The sequence below is a fragment of the Ruegeria sp. AF8 genome, from assembly GCF_056541825.1.
In genome coordinates, this window is the sequence record NZ_JBQFYW010000023.1 from 24,771 (window position 1) to 51,244 (window position 26,474).

The following is a 26,474-nucleotide window of genomic DNA, read 5'->3' on the forward strand; positions in this document are numbered from 1 at the left end:
CGGCTTATGCATGCCGCCTGTGGACAGCCCAGAGTTGGCAAGACCGAACGCTACTTACACTCTCCGGCAGGGTACGGGAAAAATCTTTGCACGTGATTTCGGATCTGGACCCTTTGCGCAAATGCCGAGCAGAAAAGCCTATACAAGGTTCGGGTTACGTACTCGTGAGGTTTGAACGGTGGCGGATTCATGCTCCAACGAACAAGATGAGCGCGAAGCCGGAATTTTTTCTTGCTGCAACGTATGTGTTGCGGTAGGCGCGTTTTACCGGTCCCGAAAGGGCTAAGAGGGAATCCGAGGTGTCAGTTGACACTCACCGGAACTGCCCCCGCAACTGTAGGCGGCGAGTGTTGTCCAACTACGTCACTGGGCCATCAAGGCCTGGGAAGACAGGACAGACATTGACCCGTCAGTCAGGAGACCTGCCGGCATGAAACCGAAACACACCGGGCGGGGTTGTCCGGGGAGGTTGCCGAAGAAATTTGCCGGGTGGGTTGTGTGCCGCCCCGCACTGACAGAAGGCCAAATGCCTCTGTTGCTTCGGTAAATGCCCTTTCACCCGTTCTCCGGTCATTGACACATGGAGATCGATTGTCATGTTTCTGCGCACTGGCCTGATTGGCCTTTCCTTTTCGTTAGTGGCAACCAGCGCCGTAGCCGAAGAGAACTTTCCCCTAACCATCGAAAACTGCGGTCACTCAGTGACGTTCGAAGCACCTGTGACGTCGTCGGTCACGGTTGGTCAGGCCGCGACGGAAGTGCTTTATGCTCTGGGGCTGGGCGAGCAGGTTCTGGGAACCTCGGTCTGGTTTAACGAGGTGCTTCCCGAATATGCCGAGATGAATGCCACGGTGGAGCGTCTGGCGGATAATGATCCCAGCTTTGAAAGCGTGGTTGCCAAGCGGCCTGGTCTGGTTACAGCGCAATATGAATGGCATGTCGGGCCGGAAGGCATCGTCGCCACGCGCGAGCAATTTCACGAGCTGGGTATTCCAACATATGTGATGCCCGCAGATTGCGTCGGCAAAGACAATACCGTCGGCGGTGATGGTACTCGATTGCAAATGTTCTCGACTGAAACGCTGTATCAGGGCATCGAGGAACTGGCGGCGGTGTTCGGAGTGTCCGAGCGTGGCGCGAAACTGGTGGCCGAGTACAGGGCCCGCGAGGCAGCGTCGGTCGCCAAGGCACAGGCGGCGGCGCTGGACGATGTGTCCGCCGTCTTCTGGTTTTCGTCTCCGGAAATGGAAAGCGATCCTTTTGTGGCCGGACAGAAGGGCGCACCCGGATACATGATGAACGCATTGGGCATTCGTAACGTTATCGAGACGGATGAGGAATGGCCGACAGTGGGCTGGGAAACCATCGCAAAGGCCAACCCGACCGTGATCGTGATTGCCAAGATGGATCGCCGCCGCTTTGCCGCGGATGACTACCAAAAAAAGCTGGAATTTCTGCGCACTGATCCAGTGGCCAGCCGGATGGATGCGGTCAAGAATGACCGGATCGTGATCATGGATGCCCAAGCCATGGATGCCACCATCCGCGCGATTCCGGCACTGGAGGATCTGGCCGAAGAACTGAGCGCCAGCGGTAACAACCTGTGAGCGAGATTGCCGCAATCGCCCGCCACGGCTTCAGTGCTGTGTGTCTTGCTGTGCCGGTGCTGATTGCGGCGGTTTTGGCGGGCGCGATGATTGGGGAAACCCCGCTCGCGCCCGACCTGGTGCTGTCTGTTCTGGCCAACAAGCTGGTCGGGACGAACCTTCCGGTCGATCCGATTGACCAGGGCATAATCTGGAGCTATCGGCTCCCTCGTGCTCTGGTCGCCGCGTCATGCGGTGCCGGTCTGGCCGTCGCCGGGGTCGTGCTGCAGGCTTTGCTGCGAAATGCGCTGGCCGATCCCTATATTCTGGGTATTTCCGCCGGAGCGTCGACCGGGGCGGTGGCGGTGACTATTGCAGGCCTTGGGGGCGGTGCTTTGTCACTGTCGTTTGGCGCGTTCAATGGCGCGCTTCTGGCGTTTGGCTTTGTCGCAATTCTGGCTCGGGCAGCGGGCGCAGGCGGCGGGCGGGCCGCGACGGCGCAGATCGTTTTGGCCGGAATTGCCGGATCTCAATTGTTCAATGCGCTGACGGCGTTCATCATTGCCAAGTCTGCCAATGCCGATCAGGCGCGCGGGATCATGTTCTGGCTGATGGGAAATCTCAGCGGGGTGCGCTGGCCGGATGTCTATCTGGCGATACCCGTGGCGCTGGCCGGATGGCTCATTTGCCGCTTTCATGCCAGGGCGCTGGACGCATTCACCTTTGGCTCGGATTCGGCGGCCTCGCTGGGCATCCCCGTCCGGCGGGTGCAGTCGGTTCTGATTTTCGCCACGGCACTGACGACCGCCGTCATGGTGTCGATCGTCGGTTCCATCGGTTTTGTCGGGCTGGTCATTCCGCATGCCGCGCGTTTTCTTGTGGGGCCTGGGCATCGCCGGCTGATCCCGGCCGCCGCTTTGGTCGGGGCCGTGTTCCTGATCGGCGCGGATATCGTGTCCCGCGTCATCATCCCCGGTCAGGTTCTGCCCATTGGCGTGGTCACCGCCCTGATCGGCGCACCCGCCTTTGCCGTCATTCTGGTGCGTGGCCAAAGGAGTGCCCGATGAGGGTCGAAGCGCGCAATCTTTCTTTTTCGGTGCGCGGCAAGACCTTGCTGTCCGAGGTTTCCTTTGCTGTGGAACCCGGCGAGACCCTGGCGCTGGTCGGTCCCAACGGATCGGGAAAATCGACATTGATGCGCCTGCTGGCGGGATTGGCGCGACCGGGTTCGGGGCAGGTTGTGCTGGCCGGCGACCCTCTGTCGGCGTTTGGACGCAGGCAGATCGCCCGGTGCGTCGCCATCGTCGAGCAGCAGGCCGAGACAACTGAGCGCGTGACCGCCCGGTCCGTGGTCGAACTGGGCCGCACACCCTGGCTGTCGGTGCTGCGCCCGTGGCGGGCAGAGGATACAAGGCAGGTCGATAAGGCTTTGCAGACCGTGGACATGGTGCAGATGGCGCACAGGGAGTGGGCAACCTTGTCGGGTGGGGAGCGTCAGCGGCTGCATATCGCCCGTGCTCTGGCCCAGCAACCGGGCCTGTTGTTATTGGATGAGCCGACCAATCATCTGGACATTCATCATCAACTGTCGATTCTGAGCTGCGTTCGGAACCTCAAGGTGACGACGGTCATGGCGCTGCACGATTTGAATCAGGCAATGACCTGTGACCAGGTGGCCGTTTTGTCCAAGGGGCGTCTGGCCGCTTTTGGCCCACCCGAACAAGCGCTGTCGTTGGAAACGGTTTCGGACGTTTTTGGAGTTCACGCAAAATGGAATCGTAATGCAGAAGGGGCAGAAAGGTTTCTGACTTATCATCTTCCGTGACGGGTGTCGTTATTCGCAGTTCACAGCAGGTTTCCACGCACCGGTAGTTTCCAGACGGTGGTGCCTGTTGGTCAAAGCCGCACAGCGGCAGTTGGGAACGACGAAGCAATTTCGGATTGCAGACTGAATGGAGGCAATTTTTTGCAATCCGCCGGGCGATCTGTAGCCATGCATCGTTCGCTCGCGCTTGCGAAACGACAAGTTTCTGTTTTCAGCGCGGTTGTTCAAGCCTTTGTGTGACCTGTGATCCAAGCTTGGCGTCATCCATGCGGAAATCGAGTCGTCGGAAATCACGCAAAAGTCAATGTGACATCGCCCCGTACTGGTGATCCGGTTCTCGCGATATACCGTTGAAGCGTCGCAAGGCGGCTTGTATCCATAAGACATTCAAGAGTAATTTGTGCAGTGATCGAAGCGTTTCGGATCATACCGGGATAAGCTGAACACAAAACGGAAAACATTGGGAGATTCCATGCAACGGATCGGTATGCTCAGTTCTCTTGCAGTTCTCACAGGGGCCGTTCCGCTGGTGGCGCAGGAACAGACCATCGTTCCGATTCCACCGGAGAGCGCCACATACTCGCCCTACGTGGCGCAGGATTTCCCCAATCAGGTCTTTTTTGGCGACACTCATCTGCACACCGCCTATTCCGCCGATGCGGGGTTGGCGCTGGCGACTCTGACACCCGACGATGCCTACCGCTTCGCCAAGGGTGAGACGGTGGTGTCTTCGCTGGGTGTCCCTGCGCGTCTGAAGCGGCCGCTCGACTGGCTGGTCGTAGCGGATCACGCAGAAAACCTCGGGCTGCCCGTGGCGATGACGTCGAACGATCCGGTCATGCAGTCCAACGAGTGGAGCCGCTCGATCGTCAAGGCCTATGAGCCTGGCACCATGGACGCCGTGCTCGAGGCTTACGGCATCTGGTATGGTCACGTGACAACGCCGGGGGCCACCGATCCCATGGCCGGGACCGGCCTGATGGAGACCTATTGGCAAAACACCACTGAAGCCGCGGACCGCCACAACAATCCCGGCGCTTTCACCGCATTTATCGGCTATGAATGGACCTCTGCACCGGATGGCAACAACCTGCACCGCAACGTGATTTTCCGGGATGGCAAGGACAGAGCGGATCAAATCGTGCCGTTGTCGGCCTATGACACCGAAGACCCCGAAAAACTGTGGGACTGGCTGCAGGCTTACGAGGACACGACCGGCGGACAGGTTCTGGCACTGGCCCACAACGGGAACCTGTCGAACGGACTGATGTTCGACGATGTTACGCTTTCGGGCGAGCCGCTTAATGCTGACTATGCCGCCCGCCGTCAACGCTGGGAGCCGATCTACGAGATGACCCAGATCAAGGGCGATGGCGAAGCGCATCCGCTGCTGTCGCCCAATGACGAGTTTGCCGATTTCGAAACCTGGGACAAGGGCAGCTTCGGCACCCAGCTCAAGACGCCCGATATGCTGCCGCGGGAATATGTTCGCGAGGCGCTGAAACGCGGTCTGGCCTACGAAAATGACCTGGGCGTAAACCCGTTCAAATTCGGCATCGTGGGGTCGACCGACAGCCATACCGGCCTGTCGACAGCGTCCGAGGACAACTTCTTCGGCAAGGTCACCGTTCTGGAACCCACCGACAATCCGATCCGCATGGAAGAGGCGATTACCGGGGCTTTGACGCCTGACGATCCCTCGGACGACATCACCGCCGCCTATAGTGCGGCTTCGGGTCTTGCCGCCGTATGGGCTCGCGAGAACACGCGCGAGGCGATCTGGGATGCAATGAAACGGCGTGAGGTTTATGCCACTACCGGAACCCGTCTGCGTGTGCGCGTCTTTGGCGGATATGATTTTGCCAAAGATGATCTGGCCCGTCCTGACTTTGCCGCGCATGGCTATGCCAACGGTGTTCCGATGGGCGGCGATTTGAGCGCGGCACAGGACGGTTCCGCGCCGACGCTGATGATCCGGGCGTTACGCGACCCCGAGGGGGCCAATCTGGACCGGGTACAGGTGATCAAGGGCTGGCTCGGGCAGGATGGAGAGATTCACGAAGTCATCATTGATGTGGCCTGCTCGGACGGTCGCGGCCTTGATGCGAACAACCGCTGTGACGCACCGGTTGGAAATACGATCGATGTGGAAAATGCCAGCTACAGCAACGCGATCGGCGAACCGATCCTGGCGGCGCATTGGCAAGACCCCGCGTTCGATCCCGCGCAGAACGCCTTTTACTATGTACGTGTAATCGAAATTCCGACACCACGCTGGACCACCTATGACGCCAAACTTTTCGGCGCCGAGATCCCCGAAGACGTACCGGCCTTTGTTCAGGATCGCGCCTATACCTCGCCGATCTGGTATACAACTGGCTGAACCCAGCTCCCAAAGGAAAAGGGCACAAAGGCTGGATCGTAATCGGCGAAGAGGGGATCGACCGGCACTGTAATGAGCGTGGAATGGGCCTGGATCCGGGCTGATTGCGTTATTCACGCGGCTCCGAGTTGAACGACGTAGCGCCACGTTTTCGTGGCTGCGGTATGCAGATCGGGAAGCACTGTGGATATCACGACGTGGCGAGCCCGGTGATACAGGTTGGCAATTCCCCTGCGAGAAAACCTATACCCGCATCTTGTATGGCAAGGCGCGGACAATTGTGGTTCTCTGGGCGCAGCGGCACGGGACTTGGACTGATTGCAAGACACGCTCACCCTAATTGACCATCTTAGCGACGTTGTGGATGGCGTTGGAACGCCCGACTTTCATGCTCGGATGTGTCGGAGATTGAGCCCACCTTCAGGATATGACGCGCGCATGTTGAAGCGCTGTTCGAAGTCTGCCAGACCGGAATATCTGTGGGTCGAAAATGTGCTCCGGGCGGATATGGAGTTGTATCTTTCGAAATTCTATCGTTTGGATCCGTTTTTGCATATTGGCAGTCGAGCCATCAGGCGGCTGTTTTGCGCATGTCCGACACAGCCCCCACGCGACGCCGGCAGTGCAGCTATTTCCGCGTGTTCCAGCGCATAACCTGATACCGTGACGGAGTTGGCTTGTTCCTGCCGTTGGCCTCGGGGGATGCCATTGCAATCTGCTATGAGTGCCATGACCGGGTACCTGACGAAATTGTCAGACGCGGTACTCGGTTATTGCCCATCTTGCAAAGCCTTCATGCTCTACATGAGAGGTTGCAGGATGAGACCAACCCATTAGCCAGCGCGCAGGTTGATCCTTCTGCCGATATCGACCAAATCGCTAACACATTTCTGGAAGGCCAGCTTACTCCGCGCGAGCGCGAAATTGTTCTGTTGGCGATCGAAGGCACCTCGGCCCCTGATATCGCCGACCTGTTGGGCCTGTCCGAGGGAACCATAAGAAATCACCGTAAGCGGCTGTATAAAAACTGAATACCTACTCTGAACGAGAACTTATGGCCCTAAATACCGGCACCTGACGGACGCACTCTGACAGAGGCGTTGCGGGCGATGGTCGGAAATTGGACCATTGTGCGCGTTTCATCGACCTTCCTAATCTGCCTGGCAAGACAGGTAGCACTTTTCAAGGTTGGGGATGGAACGCGCACATTGGTCGAAGACGTGACTGCAGGGGCTGCCCGCCAATACACGATCCACGGGTGCGATCCCAAGCACGAACCGCAGATTGGCAAGGACCGGGTGCATTTCTCAGCCTGCGGCGAGACCGTTCAGGCTCTTGATCTGGGGACACGCGAATATCGTCCGTCCTCGCTGCGCGATGTGTATGGTTTTGCCCGTCTGGCCGACGCGCTGGAGCATATCCACATGGTCGCGCAGACCGTCATTTCGAATGAGCTGAGCGAAGACGTCCGGCTGCATGATGCCAACTTGGCCTATGCGTTACTGAGCGCCACGACCAAACATGGCTCGATGGCGGTGATGGGCGCAACCAGTGTCGATGATGTGTATGCCATGGCACATATGTTCGCGGGCGGAGAAGACGAGTTTCGCAAGCGGCCCTTCTTTTTGGTGGGGCAATACCGGTCGTATCACCGCTGAAATACGGTGTCGAAAACAGCGATGCGCCGGCCGGATACGAAAAGGCGCTGGCCAACACGCTGGCGGGCATGAGCGGCTGCAAAACCTCACCCCGACCGATGTCTACTTCGGTCGAGGCCAGAAAATCTTGAAACAACGAGAGAGGATCAAACGGAAGACAACCGAAAACCGGCGCTTGCTTCACCGCATTGCCGCCGCACTATCACTGCAACCACATGAGCCACGTCCTCTCTTAGCTCAGGCCGCCATCAGTCCCAAAAACCCTGACGACGGACACCTCCGCAAGCATTGCTGGAATTTACATCAACGACTTTGCTCTCAGGCTAACAGAGTTAGTGTAACAACGCCCTCGCAACTAGTCCGACTTTGCGACAACGGTTTCGATATCGTACTTATCAAGCATGTCTTTGATGTTGTCCGGAGGTGGGAGATCTGTGAACAAAACATCAATTCCGGCCATGTCGTGGAGGGAAATCGGGGCCCGCTTGTTGAATTTTCCGCTATCAGCAACAACGATGCGCACCTGCGCGTTCTCCGCAACGGCCCGAGCGATATTCGCCTCCTCCAGATCGTGCAGCATGAAGCCTAATTCGCCATTCACGGCTCCGACCGAGAAAACCGCAAATTGCACGTTGAAACGTTTCACCAGATCCAAGGCTTCGGCTCCAAATGCACCGCCATCGTGGGCACGCAATTCCCCACCCGCCAGATACACTCGGTTATTGTTGCGCCTTGACAGTGTATAGGCCACGAAAACGGAATTTGTGACCACAAACAGGTTGCTGTGTTTTCTAAGCGCAAGCGCGACGTAGGCCGTTGTCGAACCAATATCGAGAAACAATGAATCGCCGTCGCTGATTGTATTTGCTACCGCCCGCGCAATTGACTCCTTCGCGTGCGCTTGCGTGCTTAATCGATTTTCAAAGGGTGGCTCGATGACGTCTTCACTCAGATGCACTCCGCCATGAACCTTTCGCACGATCCTGCGCTTTTCCAACGCCTTGACGTTTCGTCGGATCGTTTCATTGGAGACATTCAGCTTTTGAGCCAGAAAGCTGACCCTGCACGATCCGCCTGCCCCATGCAGTTCGCGAAGGATTTCTTCTTCGCGCTGATTTGTGGTTTTTCGTGCTTTTAGCATGTGACCTCCTGGAATTGGGATAGGGTAGCTATCAGGGAAAAGCAACAATCTGGCTGTTTTGACATCTGCGTCCGGAAATTTTGTGTGAAATACAGCGGCTATTCGTGGGTAAGTGTGGTTTTTATTGACATTATCGCTAACCTAGCGCAGCGTTGCGGAGAAATGAAAGACAATATACACAAAAAGCCACACTAAGGGAGCGCAACATGATTGGGAAATTCAAAACATTACACGCAATTGCGTTGACGGCTGGCATATCAGCGTCAGCTTCATGGGCCGTCGAATCGACGGACCCAATCAAGCTGACCTTGCACGATTGGTCGGGTCAGTTGATCAACACAAAGATAATGGGAGCCATCCTGCAAGAGGCCGGATACAACATTGAATATGTTCAGGCCGACTACATCGCGCAGTTTGCCGGCTTGAAAACAGGCGATTTGCATTTGGCAATGGAGATTTGGGAAACCACCGGGCGCGAAGCCCTGGACGAGGCGACCGCAACCGGCAACGTCGTGAACGTTGGCGAAACCGGTCTGATGGCGATCGAGGAATGGTGGTACCCGTCCTATATGAAAGAACGGTGCCCTGGCCTGCCCGACTGGGAAGCGTTGAAAGACTGCGCCGAGGAGTTCGCGACAGCCGAAACCTCGCCAAACGGGCGATACGTCGGCGGTCCTGTAACTTGGGGGGGGTTCGACGAAGAACGTGTCGAGGCGCTGGAACTTGAGTTTGAGGTTGTCCATGCGGGCACAGACGCTGCACTGTTTGCGGAATTGGAATCAGCCTATCAGCGCAAAGATCCGATCGTGCTGTGGGTTTATGTTCCTCATTGGGCGCCGGCAAAATATGATGGTGAGTTCGTGGAATTCCCGCCGTTTTCAGCCGAGTGCTATAGTGACCCGTCGGTCGGTGTGAACCCGGATCTGGCCTATGACTGCGGTAAGCCGCGTGGCCCGATCTGGAAGGCTGCCTGGTCTGGCCTGCAAGAAAAGTGGCCGGGCGCGTATGACATCATCGAGGCCTACAACATCAACAATGATGAGATGAGCGCAATGGTCGGCAAAGCCGATCTGGACGGAGTGGAAATTGATACCGTTGTCGCGGATTGGATGGAGGCCAACAAGGACCGTTGGTCCGGCTGGATTTCCAAATAATCTGCCTGACCGGAGCGGTGATCCCGCTCTCTCCTACCGCTCCGGTTTTTTGCGCTTATCAATCGGACACCACAGATGAGATCCTCGACAAAACTGTCCTGCCTTAACGTTTGGAAACTCTATGGTCCGAATGCCGAGGCTTTATTGCGGCAAAATCCCAACCCGTCGGCTGACGACATCCGCAACGCAGGCGTGATAGGTGCGGTGCGCAATGCCAATATCGAAATTGCCGAGGGAGAGATTTTCATCATCATGGGCCTGTCCGGCTCGGGCAAATCCACTCTGGTTCGTTGCCTGTCGCGGTTGATAGAACCAACAGGTGGAGAGGTTCTGTTCGACGGCACTGATCTGCTGCGCGCCAGCGAAAAAGAACTCATCGAAATCCGCCGTCACAAGATGGGTATGGTGTTCCAGCATTTCGCCCTGCTGCCGCACCTGACCGTGTTGCAGAATGTCATGTTCCCGCTGACAATTCAGGCCACGCCCAAATCTGAGGCGGAGGCCAAAGCGCGCGAAGTGGTGGAATTGGTCGGCCTGAAGGGGCGCGAGGATAACTATCCGCGCGAACTCTCTGGAGGACAGCAACAGCGTGTTGGCATTGCGCGTTCGCTGGTGACCGAGCCTGACCTTTGGTTTCTGGATGAGCCGTTCTCAGCCCTCGACCCGTTGATCCGGCGTGAGATGCAGGATGAATTCCTGCGTCTTCAGGAACGGCTGCATAAAACCATCGTCTTTATCACGCACGACTTTGAAGAAGCTGTCCGCCTGGCCGACCGGATCGCCATTATGAAAGACGGGGAAGTCATCCAGATTGCCACGCCGGAAGAACTGTTGATGTATCCGGCCACCGACTACGTCGCTGAATTCACGCGCCATATTCCGCGCTCAAAAGTCTTGACGGTCGGTGGCGTTATGACTGCTGGCGCTTTGGGTGAGGGCGAACCCATCCCGCAATCCAATCGGGTCTCGGACGTGGCAGAACGGATCATTGCCGCAGATGCGCCGATACCGGTATCGGACGAAAATGGTCAGGTTGTTGGCGCCATTGATCGCAAAGCTGTGGCGCATGTCTTGTTCGGCAAAGGTGACGCGGCATGATCCGCCCGAACCGCAGCCAAGTTGTCATTCTGACGCTTGTCGGGATCACGATCCTGCTGGGGTATTTCGGTCGTGATCTGGGTAATGCGCTGGATGCGCGCTGGCTGACCAAGTTTCCTTCAGCCTGGGTGATCCCGTTCAAAACCTACATCTCATCCGCGATGTCCTGGCTGATCGAGGATGCGGCCATCGGGCCGGTCTCATTCACTGACGTCACCCGCGCCATCGCCTGGTTGATCGAGCAGCCCTATAATCTGGTGCTGGCTCTGTTGGCCGATGGCTTTGTCAGCGGTCAGGGCAACGACGCACAGGTCATTCTGCCGGCGATCAGCTGGATTGTGGTGACCACGGCCGTAATCGCTCTGGGTCAGTATTGCCGGGATTGGGCATTGGCGGCGCTGGTCGGCGCGTGCTTCATCTATCTGGCCGTCTTCGGCCAATGGGACAGTGCGATGGTCACTCTGGCCTCGGTCCTGATCGCGGTGCCGATTGGCGCAGGCGGCGGGCTGTTGTTGGGCATCCTCGCATATCGTCACCCAACATTTGAACGTGTCATCTCGCCCATTCTGGACCTGATGCAGACGATCCCGATCTTCGCCTATTTGGTACCGATCCTGTTCATGTTCGGATTTGGTCCGATCTCGGCTCTGGTGGCGACGATCATTTACGCCACCCCGCCGATGGTTCGGATTACCGCGCTGGCGCTAAAGGCGGTTGACCCGGAGATTCTGGATTTCGGACGCATGGCGGGTACGACTCAGCGCCAGCTGATGTGGCGCGTGTTGGTGCCGTCGGCCAGCCACAGCCTGATGGTGGGCGTCAATCAGGTGATCATGCTGACGCTGAACATGGTTATTATCGCCTCAATGATCGGGGCCGGAGGGCTTGGCTTTGACGTTCTCGCGGCGCTGCGTCGTCTGGATATCGGCGCAGGGTTCGAGGCCGGGATTGCCATTGTGGTTCTGGCCATCGCCGTCGACCGCCTGAGCCAGGCTTTTGCCGAGCGCATGGGGCAGGTGCATCACGAGGTTCCTGGCTCGTGGTTCGCCCGACATCGCCGGACGGTTCTGGTACTGATTCTGTTGGTTGTCACATGGGTGTTGGGCCAGTTCTCGCCCCTGCTTCTGAAATATCCCGAAAGCCAGACGATCACTACCGGTGCGTTCTGGGACAACACGGTTGAATACCTGAATGTCAACTATTTCGACACGTTCGAAGCGATCAAAGTCGTATTCCTGACGTGGTTCATGATCCCGATCAAGACAGTTCTGCTAGGCATCCCATGGCCCTGGGCAATTACCATGCTGACCCTGCTGGGCTGGCATGCAGGCGGCTGGCGGCTGGCGCTGCTGTGCGGCGGTATGGCCTCACTGATCCTTGTCTCGGGGTTGTGGGCCAAGGCAATGGTGACGGTGTATCTCTGCGGCGCCTCGGTCATTCTGGCTACGCTGATCGGGGTTCCGCTGGGCGTGCTGGCGGCGCTGAACAAACGTGCCGGATCAATGATCAACCTGCTGATCGACACGCTGCAAACACTGCCAAGCTTTGTCTACCTGATCCCGGTTGTCATGTTGTTCCGTGTCGGTGATTTCACCGCCCTCATCGCCATAGTCCTTTACGCATTGGCCCCGGCAGTGCGCTACGCCGCACATGGCGTGCGCTCTGTCAGCGAGGAACTGATTGAGGCCGGTCTGGTCTCAGGCTGCACCCGCATGCAACTCCTGCGCCATATCCGCCTGCCGATGGCCCTGCCCGAGATTCTGCTGGGCATCAACCAGACCATCATGCTGGCCTTGTCGATGCTGGTGATCACCGCGCTCGTCGGCACCCGCGATCTGGGGCAAGAGGTCTATATCGCCCTGACCAAGGCCGACACGGGCCGGGGTTTGGTCGCCGGTCTGGCCATCGCCTTCATCGCCATCATCGCCGACCGGCTGGTGAATGCCGGGGCCCGTCAGGCCCGCATCCGCTTTGGACTGGAGAGTTGAATTGAACCAACCCGATCTGATAACCCGCGTCCGCGCCCTGTCGATCTGGCAGGGAGAGATCGCGGCCACTCCGCTCACCGGCGGTATCACCAATGTAAACTACAAGGTCACCGATGACGCAGGGGCTTATGTGGTGCGCGTAGGCGATGACATCCCGCTGCATCAGGTCATGCGGTTCAACGAACTGGCCGCCAGCCGCGCCGCCCATGCCGCAGGATTGTCTCCAGCCGTGGTGCACTCCGAAGGTGATCTGACGGTGCTGGAATTCATCGAAAGCCGTACCCTGACCGAAGGGGACGTGCGCCAACCCGACATGCTGCCGCGCGTGCTGGATCTGGTGAAACGCTGCCACCGCGAGGTGCCCACCCATCTGCGCGGACCGTCGCTGGTGTTTTGGGTGTTCCACGTCATCCGCGACTACGCCGCGACCCTGACCGAGCAGGGCAGCGCACATACCGCGCTGATCCCCGATCTGATCGACGCGAGCGCGATGTTGGAACGTGAGGCCGGGCCCTATGACGTGGTCTTTGGCCATAACGACCTGCTCTGCGGCAATTTTCTGGACGATGGCAACCGCCTTTGGCTGATCGATTTTGATTATGCCGGGTTCAACTCGCCACTGTTTGATCTGGGCGGGTTGGCCTCGAACAACGGACTCACGCCCAAACAGGAAGACTGGGTGCTGGAAACCTATTTCGAAACCCCGGTAACCGACGACCTGCGTCATCGCTATTCGGCGATGAAATGCGCTTCGTTGCTGCGAGAAACCATGTGGAGCATGGTGTCCGAGATCACCTCGGATATCGACTTCGACTACGCGGCTTACACAGCTGAAAACCTTGCGCGTTTCCGCGCGGCGCTCAACGACTTCAATAACACCTGAGGACAGACATGACTGAACTTCCCTCTTCTGCAAAGGCGGTCATCATCGGCGGCGGTATCATCGGCTGTTCGGCTGCTTATCACCTGGCCAAGATGGGTTGGACCGATACGGTTCTTCTTGAGCGCAAGAAACTGACCTCGGGCACTACCTTCCATGCGGCGGGTCTCGTCGGTCAGTTGCGCTCAAACGCCAATATCACCCAGTTGTTGGGCTATTCGGTGGAGCTTTACAAGAAACTGGAGGAAGAAACCGGCCTCGGAACCGGTTGGAAGATGAATGGCGGCCTGCGGCTGGCTTGCAACGAGGAACGCTGGACCGAAGTGAAGCGCCAGGCGACCACGGCGCATTCCTTTGGCCTCGATATGCAGCTGCTGACCCCGCAGGAGGCGCAGGATCTGTGGCCGCTGATGGACATCGGCGATGTGATCGGTGCTGCCTTCCTGCCGACGGATGGTCAGGCGAATCCGTCGGACATCACCCAGGCGCTGGCCAAAGGCGCGCGGATGGCGGGCGCGAGGATCTTTGAAGATACCAAGGTCACCGATCTTGAGATCGACAATGGCAAGATCCGCGCCGTCATTACCGAACAGGGCCGCATCGAATGCGAAAAGGTGATCGTCTGCGCCGGTCAGTGGACGCGCGATTTCGCCGCCAAATTCGGCGTGAACGTGCCGCTGGTGCCGATGGAACATCAATACATGGTCACCGAACCCTTTGGCGTACCCGGTGACCTGCCTACTCTGCGCGATCCCGATCGGCTGACCTATTACAAGGAAGAGGTCGGTGGGCTCGTAATGGGCGGGTACGAGCCGAACCCAATCCCGTGGGCAATCGACGGCATCCCGAAAGGGTTCCACTATACCTTACTCGACAGTAATTTCGATCATTTCGAACAGATCATGGAGCTGTCACTGGGCCGGGTACCGGCGTTGGAAACCGCCGGGATCAAGACCCTGACCAACGGCCCCGAGAGCTTCACACCAGATGGAAATTTCATCGTGGGTGAAGCGCCCGAGTTGAAGAATTTCTTTGTCGGCGCCGGCTTCAACGCCTTTGGTATCGCCTCGGGCGGCGGCGCCGGAATGGTGCTGGCGGAATGGGCCGCCAATGGCGAGCCGCCCTTTGATCTGTGGTCCGCCGACATCCGCCGTTTTGGTCGCCCGCATTTCGACACCGACTGGGTCCGCACCCGCACGGTCGAGGCCTATGGCAAACACTACACCATGGCCTGGCCGCATGAAGAACACGACTCGGGCCGCCCCTGCCGCAAGTCGCCGCTTTTCGATACCCTCAAGGATCAGGGTGCGTGCTTTGGCGAGAAACTGGGGTGGGAACGTCCGAACTGGTATGCGGATGCATCGCTGGGCGAGACGCCCAAGGACGAATACAGCTTTGGCCGCCAGAACTGGTTCGCCGCAGTTGGCCGCGAACACAAAGCGGCGCGCGAGGCGGCGGTGCTGTTCGATCAGACATCGTTTGCCAAATTCGCACTGAAAGGCCCTGACGCCCTGGCTGCGATGAACTGGATCTGCGCCAATGATGTGGACAAGCCGGTGGGCGCGTTGGTCTATACCCAGATGCTGAATGACAAGGGCGGAATCGAATGCGACCTGACTGTGGGCCGTGTCGCGCATGATGAGTTCTACATCGTCACCGGCACAGGCTTTGCCACGCACGATTTCGATTGGATCAGCCGCAATATCCCCGAAGGCATGAACTGCCAGCTTTTCGACATCACTTCCTCGAACGCCGTACTGTCCTTGATGGGCCCCAGGGCTCGGGACATTCTGGCAGCGGTCACCCGCGACGACGTCTCGAACGACGGCTTCAAATTCGGTTCCATCCGCACCATCGGCATCGCCGGATGCCCCGTCAAAGCCCTACGCGTGACCTATGTGGGCGAGCTTGGTTGGGAACTGCATCTACCAGTCGAATACGCCCAGACCGTTTATACCACGCTGATGGAAGCAGGCCGACCGCACGGTCTGGTCAACGCGGGTTACCGCGCGATTGAATCGCTGCGGCTTGAGAAAGGCTATCGCGCCTGGGGGACCGATATCGGCCCCGACCATACACCGTTCGAATGCGGGCTGGGCTGGGCTGTGAAATTGCGCAAGGATGTGGACTTCAAGGGCCGCTCTGCATCCGAAGCTCAAAAGGCTAGAGGTGTGAATAAAATGCTGGCCTGCTTCACCGTAGACCCAGAGGTGGTGCTGCTGGGCCGCGAAACGATCTACCGGGATGGCAAACGGGTCGGCTGGCTGACATCGGGCGGCTATGGCTACACTGTTGGCAATTCCATCGGCTATGGCTATGTGCGCAACCGGGATGGTGTGGACGCCGAATTTGTCACAACCGGTAGCTATGAGTTGGACGTTGCAACCCGGCGCGTGCCCTGCGAGGTGACGTTACAACCGCTTTACGATCCGAAAATGGAGCGTGTCAAAGCGTGATGGCTCTTTCGGAGAGTGTTGTCCCGGCAACTTATCTGAGCTTTGAGCGGCAAACCGGCCTTCGATTCAGGCAACGTTTGCCGCCGTTTTCCACGCACGGGTGGCATCCAGACGGTAGTGCCTGTTGGCCATAACCTCTCAGCACCGCCTCTTCCCGACGTGCTATGGTTCAGAGTTTGCAGGTCGGCGGCTCGATCAATGAGCCTATTTGAACAAGGTCGAGTTGGACTTCTTGCGCCCAGGAAAACCAACGGACAATGCCTATTTCGAGTCCTTCAACAGCCGTCTTTGCCAGGAATGCCAGAACCTTCACCGGTTCCGATCCCTAGGCCATGCGCGCGAGGAAATCGGACGATGGCGCAACCACCACAACACAAAGCGCCCACATTCGGCGCTCGGTTACCTGTCCCCAGCGGAGTTCTTGATGAAAACCACGGCGCCAGCGCTTGAGACTCCTGCGGTCTCCGCGCTGCCGCTCAACACTAAAACCCAACCGGAAGATTCCAGATCAAACCGGCCCTAGTCGCGGGGAAGGTCATAAGGTCAAAGTCGCAACATTTTGGGTACCCGAAGGTCTGCCTGTCTGCAATTGCGCTTTCTGATACCGCCTTGTACTGGCTGCAACTTTGTGAGTCCGGCGTCCGGCTTTGCCTTCACCTGTCGAGCATCGCGAGCACGGCGTCACGTTCGGACAGCACCAAGAGCAAGGCAAGATCACCCGGTTCCAGCATATCCAATATCATCGAGGCGGCCTGAGAGGGCGAAGAAGCTCTCAGGACCTGTTGTGCGCCATATCCCTGTTCTGAGGCTGATTTTTCGATCAGGTCCGGGATTTCTCCCAATTCGCGGCCTCTTAAATACCCTTCCAGTTCGGCTGCGACGACCACATCGGGCTGGAAATTCAACGCCGTCGCGGTTACGTCCCGGATATCCTGATCCGATCTGTCCCCTGCATGGCTGAGCATGATGAAACGCCGTTTTGCTGGCAGACTCGACAGCGCACCGCAAACAGCCGAAATCGAATGCGGGTTATGTGCAAAATCCACAAATACCCGCGCTTCGTTGTACCGAAACTCGTTGCAACGACCTGGGTTATCTTTGGCGTCTGGCTTGAACCCGGCCAACCCATCCCGAGCCGCCTGAACAGGCAGGTCCAAGGCCAAGGCAAGGCACAAAGCCGCCAGCGCGTTCAGGATGTTGTATTTCGCGGCGCCGCCCATGGTCAGAGGAACATTGGAAACTGCGATCACTGCCTGTTCAACCGTGCCATCGAAAAAAACGATTTCTCCCTGCTGTACATAAGCGCAGCACTTGCCCGCATCGCGAGCCCGACGGATCAGGTCGTTCTGCGCATCCAGCGAAAACCACCAGATATTTGCGGATGTGTTTTCCGCTTCTGCGCGGACATAGTCGTCATCGGCATTCAGGGCCAGAACGCCTCCTTCGGCCAGCGTGCGATGCACGGCAAATTTGGCCTGAGCCAGTTCCGGCACCGTGTTGACCCCATATTGCCCCAGATGGTCGTTCGCTACATTGGTGACCGCTGCTGCCGTGGCCGCGCGGGTCGGCAGGCCCCGACGCAGGATGCCTCCGCGAGCCACTTCAAGGCATGCAACCTCCAGCCGTCTGTCGCGCAGTAGCATTCGCCCGCCACCGGGGCCTGAGTAATCGCCACGGTCCAGGATATCGTCACCCACCCGCACAAACTCGGTCGAGGTCAGCCCGGCAACCTTGCCCGAGGCGCGCGCGATGGCCTCAAGCAGCCGGGTTGTGGTGGTTTTGCCGTTGGTTCCGGTGATGAACGCGACAGGGATATTGTGCAGAGCAGACCAGCCCACCGCGTCAGGTGAGGGCAGCGCATCGACTGGCCAGGTCTGACTGCCAATACCATGCCCGATCGACACTTCGTCATCATCGCAGAGCATATCCACGCCATGTTTCTCGGCTGCCGCGATCAGGGCGATCAGAGCGGGATTGGCTTCCTTTTCCATAACGCCTTTGATATCCGCAACCATCTGATCGAAGTCTCTGGGCTCGGATACCAACAATTCAGCGGCACAGAAATGCCAGGCGGTTTGCGCCGCGAATATCGCGGAATAGAGCTGATCCATCGGCGCCGAGATCGCCAGATTGACGCCACCAGTAAAGGTGCGGTGGGTCAGTTCCTGAACCTGCCAGCCGAGAGCGTCCAGCACCCGGCGCGCATGTTTCTCCCACAGGGCGGTAACCTGCGTGGCGTCGATATCGGTGAAAAACACATCCATCACGGCGCCGGGCCGGTCCCAGAGCAGGCCAGGTCCGGTCAGGCGCCGTGCGTCATCCACCTGAATATGATCGGCGGTCGCGCTTTCAATTTTCAGCGCGGCCTCAAGCTCTTCGATCCGGTCCATTCCGGTGCCTCCGCTCAATCCGAGTCTTCGCTGATTTCACGGGCCAGACGCACACCACGCTCATCCCGGATCAGGTTCTGGTCGCTTTCGAACATGTCTTCAAATGCCGTTTCAACTGGGCTTGGCGCCGGCACGGCCTCGGGTGCTTCGTCATCGGAGTTGAAATAGATGATCTGTTTCCAGCAGCGCGTCGTGTCGTCACCGAAGATCACCAGAAGATCGCCCTGCCCGGCCTGTTCCAGTGCGGTACTTACCGCCTCGATCTCATCGGGGATGATGGTGATGGCAGCTGTGTCTACTCCATTGTCGATCATAGCCTGCCGCATCATTTGGGGCACTTCGTCATGGCCGCGACCCCGGCGGCGGTCATCTGCCTTGCAGATGAAATGATCAAAATGCCCGGCCAGTGCTGCGGCTCCATCAACAATGTCTTCATCGCGTCGGTCGCCGGGCATCGCAACGACGCACAGCCTGCGGCCCTTGACCTCCAACTGGTCGGCCAGCGCGGCCATCGCCTTCAGCGCGGCAGGGTTGTGGCCATAATCGAGGATCACCTTGAAGGGATGCTCGTCATAGACATTCATCCGCCCAGGGGCCTGGAAATAGCTGGTGTCGAAGGTGCGCAGCCCGTGGCGGATATTGTCCAGGTCCACGCCGAAACTATAGGCCATCGCGGCGGCGAACATCGCGTTCTGGACGTTGAAAATCGCTTTGCCTTCCAACGTTGCCGGGATCAAATGCGACCACAGAACCGGGATGTGAAGCCCGTTGTCATAGATGGTCAGCATGTCACCATTCATGCCCTTTTCCAGAACGATAGCCTTGCCGCCTGCCTTGATATGTTCCTTGACCAGGCTGTGGCCGGGATTGGTCGTGACATAGAAGATCTGATCCGCTCCGGCGTAGTCGGCCATTTTCAGACAATTGATGTCATCGGCATTCAGCACCGCTGTATCGGTCGCGCTTTCCACCACCACGCGCTTGACCACGGCCAGTTCCTCGACAGTGTTAATACCACCAAGTCCCAGATGGTCCGCCGAAACATTCAGACACGCCGCCACGTTCGAGCGCTGATAACCCAGACCCGACCGCACAAGCCCGCCGCGTGCGGTTTCCATCACCGCAAAATCGACCGCCGGATCGCGGAGGACGATCTGAGCGGATTTGGGTCCCGTCATATCACCCTTGACGCTCAGTTTACCGTCCACATAGACGCCGTCGGTCGAAGTCATACCAACGATCTTGCCGCTGGTTTTCATGATATGCCCCAGCATCCGCGAAGTCGTCGTCTTGCCGTTGGTGCCGGTAATCGCCGCGATCGGGATGCGGGTTTTCTCATTGGCTGGGAACAGCATGTCGATCACTTTGCCCGCCACGTCGCGCGGCTGACCTTCGGACGGAGCCACGTGCATCCGGAAACCGGGGGCTGCGTTCACCTCGACGATTGCGCCGCCGATATCCTTGTAGGATTTGGTGATGTCGTCGATCAGAAAATCGACGCCGCCCACATCCAACCCAACCGCCATGATGGCGCGTTCGGCCATGTCACGGTTGTCAGGATGCACCACATCCGTCAGGTCAATGGCTGTACCCCCCGTCGACAGGTTCGCGGTCGAACGGAGATAGAAAATCTCGCCATCCGGCAACACGGTCTCTACGTTCACGCCCGCATTCTCCATCAGGCGTTTGGCCTGATTATCGATTTCAAGCATGGTCAGCACTTTTTCGTGCCCGATGCCTCGGCGCGGGTCCTGGTTTACGATGTCGACCAGTTCGGCAATCGTGTGCGTGCCGTCGCCAACTACATGTCCGGGGACGCGCTTGGCCACTGCAACCAGCTTGTTGTTCACAACCAGCATTCGGTGATCGAAACCGGTGATGAAACTTTCCACCAGAATGGCCCTGCTGCGGGAATGTTCCTTGGCTTCGGCAAAACCGGCCTCGACCTCGGATTCCGAATTCAGATTGATCGAAACACCTCGCCCATGATTGGCGTTGAGCGGCTTGACGACGACAGGAAACCCGATGCGTCCTGCCGCCTTTGCCGCCTCGCGTGCCGAATAAACCATGCGTTGCTGCGGCACCGGCAGGCCCAGATCGTTCAGCAGATTGTGTGTATCTTCCTTGTCGCAGGAAATCTCGACCGAGATATGTTTGGTCTCAGAAGTGATGGTTGCCTGAATGCGTTTCTGATATTTCCCATGCCCGAATTGCACCAGTGAGCCAGAGTTCAGCCTGATCCAGGGGATGTCCCGCTCCTGTGCCGCCTTGACCAGCGAGCCGGTTGAGGGACCAAATTCCTTGCGCTGCGCGCGCAGCACAAAGCTGCGCAACTCGTCATCCCAGTTGAAATCCGGGTCGAAATCGTAATCCACCTGCTCCTTGAGGGATTGTGGCAACAGATGCATCAGCAGCCGCATCGCCAGCTTGCCCGCGTCAAGACCTACATCGCGCTGGCGGTATTCATAAACCATGTTGTACTGGCCGGGTTCGCCTGTGCTGCGTGTCCGGCCAAAAGTCACGTCGGTCCCAGCGACGTTCTGCACCTCGATGGCGCAATGCTCCAGCACATGGCCCAGCCAAGTGCCTTCATCTTCGCGCAAGCGGCGGATGAACCCGCCGGGTTCGCGATAGGAACAGCCGTGTTCGGCCAGACCGGGAAGCGCCTCGATCAATGCATCGACAAACTCGGGGCCAATTTTCGCCGACGGCCACTCTTCCAGAACACCTAGGTCGACGACGTGGCGAATGACCGGAAAACTTGCCCAGACATTCGGGCCGACAAAGACATTGGTCGAGATTATTTTCATGAGGCTCCCCGTTGGTTAGCTTGCTATTCCCCCCCCGCTGGCGGCCTCATCCCCGGACAGATCCGGCAATGTGCAGAACGCCATATGCTCATCCGGCGGAAAAGCCTGGCGAGCCGTCAGATCATAACGGCACCCTTCGCCCAGAACGTCAAGCCGAAGACCAAGAAGGCTAAGCGCTTCACCCCGGCGGGCATCCCACATCGAAGAATGGGTCAAATGGCTGGCATCCACCACGGTAACCGTTCCGCTACCGATGACTTCAAAGACGTTGTCTGGCCCAATGAAGGCCGCCGTGTCTTCGTCAATGCCCAAGCCGATCAGAAAAGGATTGAAAGATGAAGCGGTTAGCAATCGTCCCAACCGGTTACGCTGAGTGAAATGCTGATCAATGATGACGGCGTTGGTCAGACCCATACCCGGAGCCAGTGTGATGTTGCCTTCGGCGGGACCAGAGTTGCTGCTGCCGCCTGCTACCATATGTTCTGACATGATTGAGGCACCGGCAGAAGTTCCGGCAACCGGCACACCCGCAGCGTTTCGCCGTCGAATTTTCTGCGCGACAAGTGTGCCGCCCAGAATCGCGGACAGCCGCAACTGGTTTCCGCCCGTCATGAAAATCCCGGTCGCGCGATCCAACATCCCGGCATAGTCCGGGTTGTCGCAATCGGCGCGACGCGAGATGGGCAGGAATTCGACCTGGCCAGCCCCGAGTTCAGAGAAAATGCGGTTATAGTCCGGTCCGGTTTCCTCCAGCATCGAAGCTGTCGGGATTACGACGATATCGGCATCCGCACCGCCAGACAATTCCACGAATTTGCGGTGAATCTGCATTTCCTTGACGCGGTCTTCTCCGCCGCCGATTGGAATGATGAACCCGCGCGGGGTCTCTGCATCAACGGGCGCAGGGCACATATCTTAACTACCTTCCGGTGCTGAAGCGGGCAGTCATCGGGGACCGCGTGGACGCTTAAACCTGTTCATACATGCCGCGCCGGGCTATCTGGCCATCGCGGACATGCCATTCCCCCCAAGCCATCACATGCCGCACGGCAAAGTATTCGTCAAGAACCACCATATCGGCGTCCGTGCCCACTTTCCGGCGACCATTGCGGGCGCAGGGTGAAGTTGCTCCAACCTCAAATGTGACCCCTCACACCCGAGGAATCGAACGAACTGCCGAAACTTGTTCTTGATCGCTCTCTGCTTCATACGCGGAGATCACTTTGCAGTGTTAGGATCGTCACCTCGCGACGGTGCCGAAGTAGCCTCTTCAGTCCGATCACCTGTCGGGGAGCCGTCATTCTCCGGCGTTGGCGAGACGCCAGAGCCTTGCCCCAAGAGCCGCAATGCTTTTTCCAAACTTTCGACAGCAACCGCGCGATCTTCGGCCGCCATCGATGCGACATTCAGGTCCAGACGTAGATGGGCGTTTTGCTCGTGCATCTCATGCAGATTGCATTCGAGAACCGCGCGGGCATCGAGAACTCGATAGGTTGCGACGGGGTAGGCGATGCCTTTGACCTCTATCTCACCGCGTTTTTTACAGGCGATCTGGTCTTCCACATGTGCGAAGGTTTCGTAGGAAATCAGGATCTCCCCCGGTGCGGCCATGGTCTCCAATCTAGACGCAATATTCACGGCGCCACCAATGATGGTATAATCCAACCTGTCTTCGCTTCCGAAATTGCCGACAGTGCAATAGCCAGTATGGATACCCATGCGGGTGGTCATCGGCTTCTCGATACCGGATCTCCGCCACTGGTTCTGAAGCTGCTCCATACGTTGCCGCATTTCCAGTGCCATGCTTACACAGGCTAGCGCGTCAGCCTTCACACCACGCGTGTCGGGATCTCCAAAGAAGATCAGAATGGCGTCACCGACATATTTGTCGATGGTTGCGCCGTGACGGAAGGCGATCTGGGACATTTCGGTTAGATAGTGATTCAGAAGTTGCGTGAGTTCCTCTGATTCCAGCCGATCGGCGGCCTCAGTAAAGTCGACGATATCGGAAAAGAAAATGGTCAGCTTTTTCCGGCTGCTGACAAGTTTGACCTCCTGCTTGCCGCTGAAGATCGAGTCATATACCTGAGGCGAGAGGTATTTCGCCAGTTGATTTGACAGTCGCTCCAGCGCGGTCGTCTTGTCGGCCAATTCCTTTTCCCTCTGATCGATGACATCCATGTAATGCGCCATAGCACCAGATATCTGGCCGATTTCATCCGGGCGAGTATCTGAGAGCCTGTGTTCACGGTCTTCGGCATAGCGCGCCAGCGATTGCCGCATCTGTTCGAGCCGTCGGAACACACGCCTGTTGAGAACTCTCAAGACAAGGAATGCCCCCGGAACAACCATCAAGATCAGGCCAAGAATGGCCATCAGCGTGAACCGCGTTGTCTCGGTCACCAGTCGGACCTGGGTCTCCAGGTCAGCGCCCGCGCGCCAGAATTCATTGCTGGCGCTGCTGAGAAGCCGATTTGCGATCAACGAGTTTTCTTCGACCAGGGCCTTGATTTGAAACGCGTTGGTTAGCTGCTTCGATTTCTCCGACAGGATCTCCTGATGGGACGAGGCCCAAAATTCGGCGATGCTGCGCGACGGCGCGAGTTCCGGGAGGTTTGGTCCAACGTCAGTGGCGACATGAGTGAGATGCCGCACTAGCGCATCGAAGCTAGTTTCCGTGGCCTGCCTGTTCTTTGGGAAACGCGCCCTGTTCATATCCAGCAACATGTTGTTGATCTGAAACACAGCCTGGGACGCAAGTGCCTGCGTTTCCGCCTCCGCCGCCTTCTCTGTATTGCGCAGCACTCCAAGGTTTTGTGCAAAGGCATCGGCAAAGGCCTCAAGCTGCCGGTCGACCTTGATCTGGTTATCCACGGCTCCGGTCAATTGCGTAAGATTGGCGATAAGCAAATCGGCGTTGCGCCGCAGAACATCAATGCGGTCGGGGGTTTCGTACAACCCGGCCAATTCCCCGATAACAGCGTTCAGCGATGCTTCCTTGTCTTGGATGCGTGCGAGCAACGTTTCATATTCCGACCGGGTTGGTGCCTGGCTGAGCGCAGGGGCGATCGAGCTTGTGGCAGACGCATCCTGAGACAGTTGAGAAAGCTTGATCAGACGTGGCAGCGACTGGCTGCGGAGCAGATCGAGTTCGCCTCGGATTTCGAACAGCCGAACCGTGATCAGAACAAGCCCCACAACTAGAAGCGCTGCAACTCCGGCGAGGATGCTGAACAGCACGGTGGAAATACGCTGACGCGCATTGATCCGGCCTCTGTGGGTATCCTCCACCGACCTAGCCTATCGGAAGGGTGGGCTGATCATCAAGCCGCCATCGCTCCAGAGCCGGTTGAGGCCGCGGTCGATTTTCATCTGACTGCCCTGCCCCAGATATCTGTCGAATATCTCCCCATAATTGCCCGCTCCGGCAATTACGTTGCGCGCCCAGTCGGTTGTCAGCCCTGCGTCGACAGAACTTTCCAACTCGTCGACGCCAAGCAGGCGACGCACTTCGGGATCGGGGCTGTCAAGAAACGCCTCGACATTTGACCGCGAAATCCCCTTTTCCTCGGCCAGTATGGTCGCAAAAATGGACCAGCGAACGATGTTCGCCCATAGCATGTCGCGGGTTGCCACATAAGCGACCAGCGGTTCTTTTGAGATGATCTCGTCATGCAGAACATAGTTGCCGGGATCATCGAGAGCAGAGGTCCGCATGGTTGCCAAAGCGAACCGATCGGTCGTCAGCAGATCGCAGCGGCGCGACAAAAAGGCGTCATTGCGTCCTTGGGACGACTCAAATGGCAGGATTTCCCAATCCAACCCGTGCCGCTGGACGAAATCCTGTAGGTTCCCGATGGTTGTCGTCGCGCGCGAAACACAGACAGTTGCTCTTGGGACACCGGTCAGCGGACCGTCAAAAGTTCCGCGATGGGACATGAAACCTTGGCCGTCGTAGTAGAGAACTGCGGCAGGCGTCAGGTGAAGCGAGATATCCCGAGAAAATGTCCATGTCACATTTGAGACGTAGATATCGACCTCACCATCCGCGATGCTTTGCAAACCGGCGCGTATCAGTGTTGGTGACATTTGCACGGCGTTCCGATCACCGAATACTGCGAGTGCGACCACCTTGCAGAACTCGGGGAAGAAACCCTCATAACCATCCTCGCCGAGGCGGGTATCACCGACCAGCCGGTTCCCGATGGAACACCTGACATATCCGCGCTCGCGGACCGCATCCAAAACGCTTTCGGCCGCATAGGATGGTCCGGCAGTCGGGCCAACCGACATCAAGAAGAACGCTAAAAGAGTTGCGAGCGACCTCATACCAGCTCCATTTCTTCCGGCATTTTACCACAATCGGCAAGCTGCGCGAACAAAGCGGAACCTGAGCGCCAAATGCGTTGTTGTCTGTGGTCGCTTTCGGATGCCTACAGCGAGTTTTCTGCCCACAAGCATGCGGCGTCCTGGATCATGAAAAACGTAACGAGGTAATCCTCTAACGAACAAACTTTTTTACATTCCATAAAGTATAGAAGGATCTGCAAGGTCGCTAAGGGTGTCCAAAGTCAGCCCACCAAGTGGCTAGAAAATAATCCTGCCCGAATTCAAAAAACTCAAGATATTCAAATCCAGCTATCGTTCAGCTCAAGTCAATAAGTTGTTTCAACTCGACTTGCACTGGACCAACTCGAGTGCTCCCTTTCCCTTCAATTCCACTTGTCCCATCGACTTTCCGCGAAAACTGCCCTAGATCAGACGCCAAACCGGGGCGATGACAACGACGTTTGAGGGTTCAGCTTGTGCTACAATTCTGGATGCGACATTCACGGTATCGCCCCACAAATCGAACACAAATTGCTTGCGGCCAATAACGCCGGCGACAACTGGCCCGATGTGAATTCCAACGCGCAGATCCCAGGACGCTTCCAGGTTTTTGACTGCTGAAATCATCTCGAACCCTGCGCGTACGCTCGCGTCAGCCGGGTTTTCAACATAGTGCAGCAATCCTGCAGTTGCCATGTATGCATCCCCTATGGTCTTGATTTTTTCCAGCCCATGACGTGCGGTGATTTGCTCACAGGTATTCACCATTTCCTGTA

General features: G+C 57.7%; 17 protein-coding genes, 4 pseudogenes and 1 riboswitch. Of the genes and pseudogenes, 13 read left to right on the forward strand and 8 right to left on the reverse strand.

Translation table 11 applies throughout. The annotated features are described in order from the left end of the window. Positions 1-251 precede the first annotated feature (251 nt). Positions 252-444: riboswitch (cobalamin riboswitch) on the forward strand. A gap of 152 nt (positions 445-596) precedes the next feature. The 3 genes and pseudogenes from ACR0AO_RS22175 to ACR0AO_RS22185 form a co-directional block, all read left to right on the forward strand. After that, the gene (locus ACR0AO_RS22175; RefSeq protein WP_480608604.1) at positions 597-1,607 is read left to right on the forward strand and encodes an ABC transporter substrate-binding protein; all 1,011 of its coding nucleotides are present in this window, start codon (positions 597-599) and stop codon (positions 1,605-1,607) included. Positions 1,608-1,612: 5 nt separating this feature from the next. Further along, positions 1,613-2,653 carry a FecCD family ABC transporter permease gene (locus ACR0AO_RS22180; protein WP_480608635.1) on the forward strand — a complete coding sequence of 347 codons (1,041 nt, stop codon included), beginning with the start codon at positions 1,613-1,615 and terminating at the stop codon, positions 2,651-2,653. Further along, positions 2,650-3,160: pseudogene (locus tag ACR0AO_RS22185) on the forward strand (ABC transporter ATP-binding protein); the annotation flags it as partial. The gene ACR0AO_RS22180 and the pseudogene ACR0AO_RS22185, both read left to right, overlap by 4 nt. Positions 3,161-3,420: 260 nt before the next feature. Here ACR0AO_RS22185 and ACR0AO_RS22190 read toward each other — a convergent pair. Beyond that, positions 3,421-3,675: pseudogene (locus tag ACR0AO_RS22190) on the reverse strand (IS6 family transposase); the annotation flags it as partial. Between the two features lie 208 nt (positions 3,676-3,883). Between ACR0AO_RS22190 and ACR0AO_RS22195 the strand changes: the two are divergent. The 4 genes and pseudogenes from ACR0AO_RS22195 to ACR0AO_RS22210 all read left to right on the forward strand — a co-directional run. Then, positions 3,884-5,794 carry a DUF3604 domain-containing protein gene (locus tag ACR0AO_RS22195; RefSeq protein WP_480608606.1) on the forward strand — a complete coding sequence of 637 codons (1,911 nt, stop codon included), beginning with the start codon at positions 3,884-3,886 and terminating at the stop codon, positions 5,792-5,794. A 677-nt stretch (positions 5,795-6,471) separates the two neighbouring features. After that, entirely contained in the window at positions 6,472-6,825 is a 354-nt protein-coding gene (locus ACR0AO_RS22200) for a helix-turn-helix transcriptional regulator (protein ID WP_480608608.1), read from the forward strand. Between the two features lie 177 nt (positions 6,826-7,002). Next, positions 7,003-7,452 (forward strand): trimethylamine methyltransferase family protein, encoded by a 450-nt coding sequence (locus ACR0AO_RS22205; RefSeq protein WP_480608610.1) that lies wholly within the window; start codon positions 7,003-7,005, stop codon positions 7,450-7,452. A gap of 55 nt (positions 7,453-7,507) precedes the next feature. Beyond that, positions 7,508-7,651: pseudogene (locus ACR0AO_RS22210) on the forward strand (IS3 family transposase); the annotation flags it as partial. Between the two features lie 156 nt (positions 7,652-7,807). Here the strand turns inward: ACR0AO_RS22210 and ACR0AO_RS22215 are convergent. Next, positions 7,808-8,638, reverse strand: coding sequence for a DeoR/GlpR family DNA-binding transcription regulator (locus ACR0AO_RS22215; RefSeq protein ID WP_480608612.1), 831 nt, complete (start codon positions 8,636-8,638; stop codon positions 7,808-7,810). Positions 8,639-8,799: 161 nt separating this feature from the next. Here ACR0AO_RS22215 and ACR0AO_RS22220 point away from each other — a divergent pair, with 161 nt between their 5' ends. The 6 genes and pseudogenes from ACR0AO_RS22220 to ACR0AO_RS22245 form a co-directional block, all read left to right on the forward strand. Continuing rightward, complete coding sequence (locus tag ACR0AO_RS22220) at positions 8,800-9,747, forward strand: ABC transporter substrate-binding protein (protein WP_480608614.1); 948 nt, start codon at positions 8,800-8,802, stop codon at positions 9,745-9,747. 75 nt (positions 9,748-9,822) lie between these two features. Further along, a complete protein-coding gene (locus tag ACR0AO_RS22225; protein ID WP_480608615.1) occupies positions 9,823-10,845 on the forward strand; it encodes a quaternary amine ABC transporter ATP-binding protein in 1,023 nt (340 codons plus the stop codon). Further along, positions 10,842-12,833 (forward strand): ABC transporter permease, encoded by a 1,992-nt coding sequence (locus tag ACR0AO_RS22230; protein WP_480608617.1) that lies wholly within the window; start codon positions 10,842-10,844, stop codon positions 12,831-12,833. Before ACR0AO_RS22225 ends, ACR0AO_RS22230 begins: the two co-directional genes overlap by 4 nt. 1 nt (position 12,834) lies before the next feature. Beyond that, complete coding sequence (locus tag ACR0AO_RS22235) at positions 12,835-13,716, forward strand: phosphotransferase (protein ID WP_480608619.1); 882 nt, start codon at positions 12,835-12,837, stop codon at positions 13,714-13,716. Between the two features lie 8 nt (positions 13,717-13,724). Further along, positions 13,725-16,169 carry a GcvT family protein gene (locus tag ACR0AO_RS22240; RefSeq protein ID WP_480608621.1) on the forward strand — a complete coding sequence of 815 codons (2,445 nt, stop codon included), beginning with the start codon at positions 13,725-13,727 and terminating at the stop codon, positions 16,167-16,169. A gap of 166 nt (positions 16,170-16,335) precedes the next feature. Continuing rightward, a pseudogene (locus tag ACR0AO_RS22245) lies at positions 16,336-16,590 on the forward strand (integrase core domain-containing protein); the annotation flags it as partial. Positions 16,591-16,822: 232 nt separating this feature from the next. Here ACR0AO_RS22245 and ACR0AO_RS22250 read toward each other — a convergent pair. The 6 genes from ACR0AO_RS22250 to ACR0AO_RS22275 form a co-directional block, all read right to left on the reverse strand. Then, positions 16,823-18,559: a Mur ligase family protein gene (locus tag ACR0AO_RS22250; RefSeq protein WP_480608623.1), complete on the reverse strand. Its 1,737-nt coding sequence runs from the start codon at positions 18,557-18,559 to the stop codon at positions 16,823-16,825. 14 nt (positions 18,560-18,573) lie between these two features. Continuing rightward, positions 18,574-21,369 (reverse strand): cyanophycin synthetase, encoded by a 2,796-nt coding sequence (cphA, locus tag ACR0AO_RS22255; protein WP_480608625.1) that lies wholly within the window; start codon positions 21,367-21,369, stop codon positions 18,574-18,576. A gap of 15 nt (positions 21,370-21,384) precedes the next feature. Continuing rightward, positions 21,385-22,281, reverse strand: coding sequence for a cyanophycinase (locus ACR0AO_RS22260; protein ID WP_480608627.1), 897 nt, complete (start codon positions 22,279-22,281; stop codon positions 21,385-21,387). A gap of 306 nt (positions 22,282-22,587) precedes the next feature. Further along, positions 22,588-24,660, reverse strand: coding sequence for an adenylate/guanylate cyclase domain-containing protein (locus tag ACR0AO_RS22265; protein ID WP_480608629.1), 2,073 nt, complete (start codon positions 24,658-24,660; stop codon positions 22,588-22,590). A gap of 9 nt (positions 24,661-24,669) precedes the next feature. Continuing rightward, positions 24,670-25,698 (reverse strand): type 2 periplasmic-binding domain-containing protein, encoded by a 1,029-nt coding sequence (locus tag ACR0AO_RS22270; RefSeq protein WP_480608631.1) that lies wholly within the window; start codon positions 25,696-25,698, stop codon positions 24,670-24,672. A 423-nt stretch (positions 25,699-26,121) separates the two neighbouring features. Further along, positions 26,122-26,474, reverse strand: a 353-nt coding sequence (locus ACR0AO_RS22275) for an adenylate/guanylate cyclase domain-containing protein (RefSeq protein WP_480608633.1), incomplete at its 5' end; no start/stop codon positions are given.

What these genes read in the sequence shown, in the direction of transcription:
- ACR0AO_RS22175 (WP_480608604.1), top strand. Translation starts at nt 597, where the DNA reads ATGTTTCTGCGCACTGGCCTGATTGGCCTTTCCTTTTCGTTAGTGGCA.
- ACR0AO_RS22195 (WP_480608606.1), top strand. Translation starts at nt 3,884, where the DNA reads ATGCAACGGATCGGTATGCTCAGTTCTCTTGCAGTTCTCACAGGGGCC.
- ACR0AO_RS22220 (WP_480608614.1), top strand. Translation starts at nt 8,800, where the DNA reads ATGATTGGGAAATTCAAAACATTACACGCAATTGCGTTGACGGCTGGC.
- ACR0AO_RS22225 (WP_480608615.1), top strand. Translation starts at nt 9,823, where the DNA reads ATGAGATCCTCGACAAAACTGTCCTGCCTTAACGTTTGGAAACTCTAT.
- ACR0AO_RS22230 (WP_480608617.1), top strand. Translation starts at nt 10,842, where the DNA reads ATGATCCGCCCGAACCGCAGCCAAGTTGTCATTCTGACGCTTGTCGGG.
- ACR0AO_RS22240 (WP_480608621.1), top strand. Translation starts at nt 13,725, where the DNA reads ATGACTGAACTTCCCTCTTCTGCAAAGGCGGTCATCATCGGCGGCGGT.
- ACR0AO_RS22250 (WP_480608623.1), bottom strand. Translation starts at nt 18,559, where the DNA reads ATGGACCGGATCGAAGAGCTTGAGGCCGCGCTGAAAATTGAAAGCGCG.
- cphA (WP_480608625.1), bottom strand. Translation starts at nt 21,369, where the DNA reads ATGAAAATAATCTCGACCAATGTCTTTGTCGGCCCGAATGTCTGGGCA.
- ACR0AO_RS22260 (WP_480608627.1), bottom strand. Translation starts at nt 22,281, where the DNA reads ATGTGCCCTGCGCCCGTTGATGCAGAGACCCCGCGCGGGTTCATCATT.
- ACR0AO_RS22270 (WP_480608631.1), bottom strand. Translation starts at nt 25,698, where the DNA reads ATGAGGTCGCTCGCAACTCTTTTAGCGTTCTTCTTGATGTCGGTTGGC.